Below are 7,186 nucleotides of genomic sequence, written 5' to 3'. Positions count from 1 at the left end.
GGATCAACGTCTCAACACGTTGCCAGAATTCGTCAGTCACTTCCCAGGATTTGGCTTTTGCCATCACAACTCCAACCGCGGCACTCGCGCATGGAAAGTGATTATCATTTATTTACGGATAAGTTCTTAGCTTCGACGACGTAGCTGTGCCTCAGGACCACGTGCTGCTGCTGCCGGGCTTGCGCGAGTCAAACCCGCTGCACTGCCAGCGCCGGTTTTTCTGCTTCTTATGTGATGACGTGCATCGACCACTTCCTGATTGACCCGGAAGAGCGCATATTGTCCATAGACGGTACGTCGCTGGGTGTGAGGCAGGCCGGGCTGCTGCTGCGCAAGGAAAAGAAAAAAAGCCGGCGAACCTCGTTGAGAGGCCGCCGGCTCGGGTGCGTGACAGTGCAGTGGCCGGGCCTCCCGGTCCAATGCGGGCTGGCTTATTTGGCGAGCATCATCTGGCCGCGGATTTCGCCGCCAGGGAATGCTGCTGTGTGGACGTTGGCGTACCAGAAGCCGGCCAGCAGATCACCGACCTGCGCCGGGGCAACAGTGGCGCTGCCGGTTGCGCCGTTCGCGGCGCTTGGCCATGGCATCACCACACCGGCATTGGCGTTGGCAGCGGCGGGGCCGTGGAAGTGGGCCGCTGATGCAGGGCCTGTGAGGCCCGAGTAGCTGACTTTCCAGCTCAGCACGCGGGTGTCTTTGTTGAAGGTGGCTTCGACCATGCCCATGCCTGGGCTGTTGTTCGGTGGAACTTCGCTGGTGCCGCGCAATTGGGTGCTCAGCTTGACGATGTTCGACGGGGCAGGCATGGGCTTTTGCATGGCACAGCCGGCAAGGCCGATGGCGGCAATGGAAGCGAACGAAAGCATGGCAAAGGACCGGCGGGTGGGCAATATGTTCATTTGAAAAAGCTCCTGTATGTAGAGACGTTATTTTGCGCTGTCAATTTGTCACGCCGCTTGGGGCTAACCCCGACGCACCAGCGGCCGGTGTTGTGCGGTCGGCTCGGCCACCTCTTTTGTTCTGATGTGGGCATGCAGGAAGGGTGCATTCGCTGGCCTTCGAATGCATCCATGTGCGCGTCTCGCCATCGTGCGCCTTTTTTGCGGCTCGCCGGGTTGTGCGCGATGGGCCGGGGTCATCCAGCGGGTAATGGGCTTTGCCTGCCGCGATTTTCATCGCGGCGTTGATGCCCCCGGGTGTGCATATCAGTCATAATGCAACTCTATTGCGGTAATTAAGACGTCACCCCTCCATGTCGCCCGTACTTCCTCGCAGCAAATCCGTGACCGACCCCATCGACGCCCTGCTGTCTGCCCACGGCCTGCGCCGTACCGTCGCTGCACGCCGCGTGCTGGGCTGGTTGCTGGCGCATCCGGACACCAGCTACACACATGCCCAACTGCAGGTTGCGCTGGCGGGTGAGGGCGATGCCGCCGACGGCAGCGCACTGGACCGCGTCACGCTGTACCGCCTGATCGACCGCCTGACCCAGGTCGGCCTGCTGCTGTGTCGGGTAGATGCCAGCCGGGTGCGGCGTTACCAGGCGATGCCAAGCAGCGTGCACGCGATGCCGCACTTCGAATGCCAGAGCTGCCATCGCGACAGCCCGCTGGAAAGCGCCTTGCAAGCCAGTGCCGACGATCTGGACCGGGCGGCTCAATCGGCACTCGAAGCCTTGAAGGCGCTGGGTTACCAGGGCATGAGCCTGGACTTTGCGGTGCGCGGCGTCTGCGCCGATTGCGCCACGGGGGCCGCCACAGCGGCTGCAAAGGGCTGAGCGCGTGATCAGCTCGCGGCAGCTGACCTACCGCTACCGCAGTGGTGCCGAGCTTCGCTTCGACGATGTTGACGTGCCTCAGGGCGGCGTGCTGCTGCTGCGCGGTGCGTCGGGCTCGGGCAAGTCAACCTGGCTGGCGTTGGCGGCGGCGCTGTTGGCGCCCGGCGCGGGTGACATCACGGTGGCGGGGCAGGTCATGAGCACGCTGCGCGGAGCTGCCAGTGACGCCTGGCGCGCGCGGACCATCGGTTTTCTGCCGCAAAAACTTCACTTGAGCGCCGCGCTGACAGTGCATGGCAACCTCGCGATGGCGCAGTGGGCGGCGGGGCAGCCGCAGGACGATGCCCGCATCCGGGAAGCGCTTGCAGCGCTGGGGGTGGACGAACTGGCGGCGCGCAAGCCGGCGCAGCTGTCCGGTGGCCAAGCGCAGCGGGTGGCGCTGGCGCGGGCGGTGCTGCTGCAGCCCAAAGTCATCCTGGCCGACGAACCTACCGCCAGCCTGGACGATGAAACCGCCAGGCAGGCGCTGGCGCTGCTGCAGGCGACGGCGCAGCGCCACGGTGCCACGCTGGTGATTGCCACCCACGATGCCCGTGTAGAGGTCCATCTTGACAGTCATATCGGTTTCCAGCCCTTGTCAATCGGGCGTAAGCAGCTATGAAAACAATAGCAATTGCCTGGCGTTTTTTGTGGTCGCGGCCGCTCTCGGCGGGGCTGAACCTGCTGCTGCTGAGCTTGGGCCTGACGTCCCTGAGTTTTGTGCTGCTGGCCAGCCACCAGATCGACAAGGCTTTCGAACGTGACCTCGCCGGCATCGACGTGGTGGTGGGCGCCAAGGGCAGCCCGATGCAGCTGATTCTGTCGGGCGTGTTCCACATCGATGCGCCCACTGGCAATATCCCGCTGGGCGCGGTGAAGGAGCTCGAACAACACCCGCAGGTGGCGCAACTGATCCCGATCAGCTTGGGCGACAGCTACCGCGGTTTTCGGATTGTGGGCACCACGCCGGCCTACATCACGCATTACAGCGCAGCTTTTGCGCAGGGCGGCATGTGGACGGCGCCCATGCAGGCGGTGCTGGGAGCGCAGGTGGCGGCGCAGACTGGCCTGAAGGTCGGTGGCCGTTTCGAAGGCAGCCACGGCCTGGCCGCTGGTGGCGACAGCCACGGCCAGACACTTTATGTGGTCAGCGGCGTTCTCGCTGCCAGCGGCTCGGTGCTGGACCGGCTGGTGCTGACTGCCACCGAGTCAGTCTGGCAGGTCCACGAAGCCGATACCGCGCTGGACGCGGAAGACCGCAAGGTGCTGGAGGCGGAACGCGAGCTGACGCTGGCGCTGATCCGCTACCGCACGCCGCTGGCGGCGGTGAGCTTCCCGCGTTTTGTCAACACCACGACAGAGATGCAGGCTGCGGCGCCGGCGCTGGAGATCACACGCCTGTTGAAGCTGATTGGCGTCGGCACCGACGTGCTGCGCGCGCTGGCCGGCGTGCTGCTGCTGACGGCGGGCCTGAGCGTGTTCATCGCGCTGTGGAGCGCCGTGCGCGAGCGGCGCGCCGATCTGGCGCTGCTGCGCATGCTGGGCGCGCCGCCGCGCAAGGTGGCGGCGCTGCTGCTGTGTGAAGCACTGTGGCTGGCGCTGCTGGCCACGCTGATCGGCGTGCTGGCGGGGCAAGAACTGATGGTCGCGCTGGCCTGGTTTGTGCAGCTCGACAAATCCGTCCTGATCAGCGGGCTGGCCTGGCCGGCCGAGCTGTGGAGCGTGCCGGTGCTGGCTGTGGCGGTGGCGCTGCTGTCGGCCTTGTTGCCCGCGTTCGAGGCCTACCGGGCCAATGTGTCTGAACTTCTTCAATCCAGGTAAATCAAAGGACCATCATGAAAAACCCAATGAAAAAAATGCTTCCAACCCTCGCCGGGCTTGCGCTCACAGCTATGTTTTCGATAGCGCATGCGCAACACAGCGACAAGGAAACCAAGGAAGACATCCAGCGCCACCGCGCCATGGCTGCCGCGCATGAAGCCGCCGCCAAATGCCTGGAATCAGGCAAAAAGGCCGATGTCTGCATGAAAGACCTGCAGGCTTCCTGCAAAGGCCTGGCGGTGGGAAAATACTGCGGAATGAAACACGCGCATTGAAAATATGACTTCTCCCCGAAACGCCTTCGGCGTCTCCCCCTCCAGGGGGCGCGACCTGCGGCCCGGCAAAGCCGCATCCGCGCTTGCCTTGGTCTTGTCCATGGTCTTGTTCGCTACCCCAGCGCAGGCGCAACTGAGCTCACCGCTGCCGCCGGGCGCCAGCAAGCCGCCGGCGCCGGGCACGGCCATCCTGCCGGGCAGCATCGACGGCCTGGCCGGGAAGGGCGCCGGTGTGCATGGCGCCAACAGCCCGTTTGCGCCGCTGGCGCCGCGTGATGACGTGCTGGCCTGGTCGGTGCTGACCGATGTCAAAACCAAAAACGAGAAAAACCGCATCCTGCCGGTGTTTAACGCCAGCCAGCTCGACATGAACGGCAAGACCCAGCGCATCCAGGGTTTCATGATGCCGCTGGAGCCCGGCAAGAAGCAGCGCCACTTCCTGCTGTCGTCGGTGCCACTGAGCTGCTCCTTCTGCCTGCCGGGAGGACCCGCAAGCATGGTCGAGGTCAAGACCAAAAACCCGGTGGAATACAGCATGGAAGCCGTGGTGGTCGAGGGCCGCCTGCAGGTGCTGCGTGACGATCCCTACGGTCTTTATTACCGCATCACTGATGCGGTGACGGTGAAGTAGGGCGAATGCCGCTCAGGCGCATGGCATGGCGGGCGGCATGGAGCTATTTGGCTCTGGCGCTGCTGCTTGCGCCTCTGCTGGGCCTGATGCATGGCGTGGTGCATGGTGGGGGTGCTGCGGTTCATGCCGCGCACGCGCACGAGCATGCCCATGATGATGGCAGCCATGCGCATGAATATGCTGACGGCCATGGTTGGCTGGCCGATTTCTTTTCGGTCCATGCCGAGGATTCCGACTGCCGTGTTTACGATCAGCTATGTCACAGCGATATGCTTGCCGTGCCGCCCGCGCTGGTGTTGCCGATTGTTCTTTCTTCTTTCGCCTTTCACTTTCTCGAGGGTGAGCTACTCGCCCGCCGGGCTGCGCTGTTCGAAGCGCGCGGCCCGCCCCTGACTCGCTGAATCCCTTCCCTGAAGTCCCGTGTGATGCCGGTTGGCCATTGCACGGCGTTTCCGTCTTCCGATTCAACGAGTTCCCATGAAAAAATTGTTCCCCCGCAGCGCCGTCGGCGCGGCTACGCTGACCCTGTTCGCGCTAAGTTCACAACTGGCGCAGGCCCAGACCGCCGCGCCTTCCCTGAAAGAAATCACCGTCACCGGCAACCCCTTGGGCGCGGCAGACCTGATTGCCCCGGCCACGCAGTATTCCGGCGAGGGCCTGCTGCTGCGCTCAAAAACAACGCTCGGTGAAACCCTGGACGGCACGCCCGGCGTCAGCAGCACCTACTTTGGCCCCAACGCGAGCCGGCCCATCATCCGCGGGCTTGACGGTGACCGTATCCGCATCCTGGCCAATGGTGGTGGCTCGCTCGATGCATCCAGCCTCAGCTATGACCACTCGGTGACCAGCGACCCGCTAAGCATCGAACGCATCGAGGTGCTGCGCGGCCCCGGCGCGCTGCTTTACGGCGGCAGCGCCGTCGGCGGCGTGGTCAATGTCATCGACAACCGCATCCCGCGTGAGCCGCAATTCGATGAAAAAGGTGGCATCAGCGGCAAGGCCGACCTGAACGCTGCCACCGGCAATTCGGAGCGTGGCAAAGGCGTGCTGCTGGAAGGTGGCAACCACCGGTACAGCCTGCATGTGGACGCCTTTGACCGGAAAACGAGTGATGTCAAAGTACCGCGTGACCTCAAGTGCACCAAAGCGGGCGTCACCACCACCTCAAGACGTATCTGCAACTCCGCCAGTGAGGTCAGCGGCGGTGCGGTTGGCGGCTCGGTGTTTTTTGATCAGGGCTACCTCGGCGCGTCGGCCAGCACCTACCGCAGTACTTATGGCACGGTGGCCGAAGATGAAGTCACCATCGGCATGAAATCGGACCGGTACGCCATTGAGGGCGAGCTCCGCAATCTGCATGGTCCGATTCAAAGTATCAAGGGCCAGTACAGCCAGACCGACTATCGCCACACCGAGTTTGAAGGCGCGACGGTGGGCACCGTGTTCAAGAACAAGGGCAACGACTTTCGTCTGGAGGCGCGCCACGCGAAGCTGGGCAATCTTGACGGCGTGCTGGGTTTCCAGACCGAGTCCAACCGCTTTTCTGCCGACGGCAGTGAGGCTTTTGCACCTTACAGCAAGACAGCGCAGTCTGCGGTTTTTGCGTATGAAGAACTCGGCACAAGCTGGGGCAAGCTGAGCCTGGGCGGGCGGCTGGAATCGGTCAAGGTCGAATCCTTCGGCAACCCCCGGGTGGCGCGCTTCACGCCGGCCCGCAGGGACTTCAAGCCCGGCAGCTACGCCCTGGGGGCTTTGTGGAATGCAGCACCGGGCTGGCAGTTCACGGGCAATCTGGCCTACACCGAGCGTGCGCCCAAAGACTACGAGCTGTTTGCCGACGGCCCGCACATCGCAACGGCCGCCTACGAAGTGGGCAATCCGAACCTGGCGAAGGAGCAGTCGAACAACCTCGACATCGGCGTAGCATGGAAGTCGGGCGGCCACAGCTTCAAAGTCAACACTTACCTCAGCCGCTTCAAGAACTACATTGCGCTGAACCAGACCCCGGGCGTGACGCGCAATGCAGAAGACGGCGAAGTCAATCCGGTCGAAGATGCCGGTAACCGTGGCTTCACCGCATCGGGCGCCGAGTTCAAGCCGCTCGCGCAGTTTCGTTACGAGCAGGTGAGGGCGCGCTTTACCGGCGTCGAGGCCAGCGGCAACATCCGTTTGCTCGAAGGCGCCTCGCAAGTCGACCTGGCCCTGCGCGGCGACCTCATACGCGCCACCAACCTGACGAACGGCCAGCCGCTGCCGCGTATCGCGCCCTGGCGTGTTGGCGCGTCGCTGCTGTGGGCCAGCGGACCCTGGGGCGCGAGCTTCGGCTTTGACCACAATGCTGCGCAGAAACGTGTGCCCGCCGCACCGACCGGTCAAACCGGCGCCTACACCTTGTGGAACGCGGCAGCGACCTACCGCGTGAAAGCCGGCGCTGCGCGCCTGCTGTGGTACGCCCGGCTTGACAACATCACGGACAAGCTGGCATACAGTGCGACATCCGTGCTGACGAGTACGGCGTTTCCGAAGGCGCCTCTGCCGGGGCGCAGTTTGAAGGTAGGGTTGCAGGCGAGTTTCTAGAACTCGCATTTGCCGTGATCAAGCGTCACGCTGCGCCGGTAGCCTGCATATTTCGGCAGGAGCTAA

Annotated in this window: 8 protein-coding genes; 7 read left to right on the top strand and 1 reads right to left on the bottom strand. The window is 63.7% G+C overall.

All coding sequences use genetic code 11. From position 1 onward, the window contains the following. Positions 1-431 precede the first annotated feature (431 nt). On the bottom strand, positions 432-806 hold the full coding sequence (locus H0W47_RS12050; RefSeq protein ID WP_296924629.1) for a CHRD domain-containing protein: 375 nt from the start codon (positions 804-806) through the stop codon (positions 432-434). 476 nt (positions 807-1,282) lie between these two features. On the opposite strand from H0W47_RS12050, the gene H0W47_RS12045 reads away from it, so the two are divergent. From H0W47_RS12045 to H0W47_RS12015, 7 genes are all read left to right on the top strand, one after another. After that, the gene (locus H0W47_RS12045) at positions 1,283-1,777 is read left to right on the top strand and encodes a Fur family transcriptional regulator (protein WP_296924624.1); all 495 of its coding nucleotides are present in this window, start codon (positions 1,283-1,285) and stop codon (positions 1,775-1,777) included. A 4-nt stretch (positions 1,778-1,781) separates the two neighbouring features. Beyond that, complete coding sequence (locus H0W47_RS12040; RefSeq protein ID WP_296924622.1) at positions 1,782-2,438, top strand: ABC transporter ATP-binding protein; 657 nt, start codon at positions 1,782-1,784, stop codon at positions 2,436-2,438. Further along, a complete protein-coding gene (locus H0W47_RS12035) occupies positions 2,435-3,637 on the top strand; it encodes an FtsX-like permease family protein (RefSeq protein ID WP_296924620.1) in 1,203 nt (400 codons plus the stop codon). The genes H0W47_RS12040 and H0W47_RS12035 overlap by 4 nt, the downstream gene beginning before the upstream one ends. 26 nt (positions 3,638-3,663) lie before the next feature. Next, on the top strand, positions 3,664-3,912 hold the full coding sequence (locus tag H0W47_RS12030) for a hypothetical protein (protein ID WP_296924628.1): 249 nt from the start codon (positions 3,664-3,666) through the stop codon (positions 3,910-3,912). A gap of 100 nt (positions 3,913-4,012) precedes the next feature. Beyond that, entirely contained in the window at positions 4,013-4,543 is a 531-nt protein-coding gene (locus H0W47_RS12025) for a DUF3299 domain-containing protein (protein WP_296924626.1), read from the top strand. Between the two features lie 5 nt (positions 4,544-4,548). Continuing rightward, positions 4,549-4,944: a hypothetical protein gene (locus H0W47_RS12020; protein WP_296924619.1), complete on the top strand. Its 396-nt coding sequence runs from the start codon at positions 4,549-4,551 to the stop codon at positions 4,942-4,944. Positions 4,945-5,020: 76 nt separating this feature from the next. Next, the gene (locus H0W47_RS12015; protein ID WP_296924617.1) at positions 5,021-7,120 is read left to right on the top strand and encodes a TonB-dependent receptor; all 2,100 of its coding nucleotides are present in this window, start codon (positions 5,021-5,023) and stop codon (positions 7,118-7,120) included. The last annotated feature ends 66 nt before the right edge of the window (positions 7,121-7,186 follow it).

The sequence above is a fragment of the Polaromonas sp. genome (assembly GCF_013817205.1).
Classification (GTDB): domain Bacteria; phylum Pseudomonadota; class Gammaproteobacteria; order Burkholderiales; family Burkholderiaceae_C; genus Polaromonas.
The sequence above is the reverse complement of the archived record's forward strand: the minus strand, read 5'-3'. Positions and strand labels throughout refer to the sequence as shown.

Coding starts and splice junctions, on each gene's coding strand:
- H0W47_RS12050 (WP_296924629.1), bottom strand. CDS start 806: ATGCCTGCCCCGTCGAACATCGTCAAGCTGAGCACCCAATTGCGCGGC.
- H0W47_RS12035 (WP_296924620.1), top strand. CDS start 2,435: ATGAAAACAATAGCAATTGCCTGGCGTTTTTTGTGGTCGCGGCCGCTC.
- H0W47_RS12030 (WP_296924628.1), top strand. CDS start 3,664: ATGAAAAAAATGCTTCCAACCCTCGCCGGGCTTGCGCTCACAGCTATG.
- H0W47_RS12025 (WP_296924626.1), top strand. CDS start 4,013: ATGGTCTTGTTCGCTACCCCAGCGCAGGCGCAACTGAGCTCACCGCTG.
- H0W47_RS12020 (WP_296924619.1), top strand. CDS start 4,549: ATGCCGCTCAGGCGCATGGCATGGCGGGCGGCATGGAGCTATTTGGCT.
- H0W47_RS12015 (WP_296924617.1), top strand. CDS start 5,021: ATGAAAAAATTGTTCCCCCGCAGCGCCGTCGGCGCGGCTACGCTGACC.